Origin of the sequence: Candidatus Magnetobacterium casense, from assembly GCF_019173545.1 — a bacterium.
Taxonomy (GTDB): domain Bacteria; phylum Nitrospirota; class Thermodesulfovibrionia; order Thermodesulfovibrionales; family Magnetobacteriaceae; genus Magnetobacterium; species Magnetobacterium cryptolimnobacter.
Genome location: NZ_JABXWD010000673.1, coordinates 1 through 1,348, shown reverse-complemented (window position 1 = coordinate 1,348; position 1,348 = coordinate 1). Strand labels below are relative to the sequence as shown.

The following is a 1,348-nucleotide window of genomic DNA, read 5'->3' as shown; positions in this document are numbered from 1 at the left end:
GGAAGACGGGATGGATCAGAATTATCCTGTCCATCTGCATCATCATCTGGGGAGTATTCGCTATGGACTCTGATATCAAGGTGGCGGCGCCGTTGCTCGGTGTCGGCACGATGCTGTTCATCATGGAAGTCACAAACCTGATTAAGCAAGGCAGAGAACAGGCTTAACCGTTCTGTTTCTCGCCCTTATCGGTCTTCGTATGCTTCATAACCCAGTAGTAGGCCACAAGTAACACAACCGCCAGGGCCACTACGCCGACTACCACACCAGCCCAAACCCCATGGAAGTGTCCCACAACAAGTCCCGCTATAGTTGGCGGGCCAAAGATGATGGCGATTCCGATTGGGAGTAATTGCCTAGGTTTCATAATGCCTCCTTACACTCTTTGCAGACCATCTCTAAACTCCGCGTATGGTATTTTGCTTAGCCAGTTTTGCCGACACCAATACCTCTGGAATCGGTGCATTTCCTGGGCTGTCCAACCTTGCCCGATCCAACTGTCTTTCTTTAACGCGTTCAGGGGTTGATATCGCTGGGGAAATGGCTTGATGCCCTTGGCCTTGATCGTCTCTGCCCGATATAAAGCATCCTCTGGTGAATCCTCAAAGCCAAACATGACATAGCAACCCAGACGGCGATGTGCGAATCCCGCCTTCAGCACCCGCTCAATAGCACTCATAACCTTGTTTTCTAGGGATACGTGGTCGAACGCAAATCGCAACTTGGGGAGACATAGCTCTTGGAGCCGTTCTATGTGATGTGTATTCAGAAGGCGTGCGTCTAGCCCCTGATTAAAGTCCACGCCCTTGAATGGCTTGAGCCGATCAATGACAAGGTCGAAATGTTGAGCGCTGGCTGCTAGAAGGTTGTTGTCACAGATAATGGGTGCGGGGATCCAATCAGATAGTTCCCGCAGGTCGCCCTCAATTACGGGAACAGCGCAGAACTTACAACGATTCGGACACCCACGCGTTGTGAAGGTTGCATCCGGGTTATGCCGACTAATGGGACTCGGCCACAAGCTACCGCCAATGTACTCCGCTACCCCTGCTAGATATTCAGGCATAAGGTCAACCGCAGGTCCACCAGCATGGACGCATCTCCCTGCCTCTATGCTTACTTCGCATAGACGCCGAGCCATCGGAAGATACCATGTGAACGGGACAGAGACAAAGACTTCATCATCCTCCCGCCAATAGATTATCGACTTACCCCAGCTCATTTTCCTCCTTCATTGCTCCTCCTAGTTAACACTTTTGTTAATGTTAAGTTAACGTGTTAAGTTAACACTTAGGCAGTATATATATAGTATACTGCCCTAGTTAACTAACTTTTATCACTTAACAGC

2 protein-coding genes are annotated in these 1,348 nt (G+C 49.9%); both read right to left on the bottom strand.

Features of this window, described 5'->3' with window-relative positions; all coding sequences use genetic code 11:
* Positions 1–163: 163 nt before the first annotated feature.
* A complete protein-coding gene (locus HWQ67_RS18640) occupies positions 164–367 on the bottom strand; it encodes a hypothetical protein (RefSeq protein ID WP_218254197.1) in 204 nt (67 codons plus the stop codon).
* 9 nt (positions 368–376) lie between these two features.
* Positions 377–1,222: a hypothetical protein gene (locus HWQ67_RS18635; RefSeq protein WP_218254196.1), complete on the bottom strand. Its 846-nt coding sequence runs from the start codon at positions 1,220–1,222 to the stop codon at positions 377–379.
* Positions 1,223–1,348: the final 126 nt, after the last annotated feature.

What these genes read in the sequence shown, in the direction of transcription:
- HWQ67_RS18640 (WP_218254197.1), bottom strand. Translation starts at nt 367, where the DNA reads ATGAAACCTAGGCAATTACTCCCAATCGGAATCGCCATCATCTTTGGC.
- HWQ67_RS18635 (WP_218254196.1), bottom strand. Translation starts at nt 1,222, where the DNA reads ATGAGCTGGGGTAAGTCGATAATCTATTGGCGGGAGGATGATGAAGTC.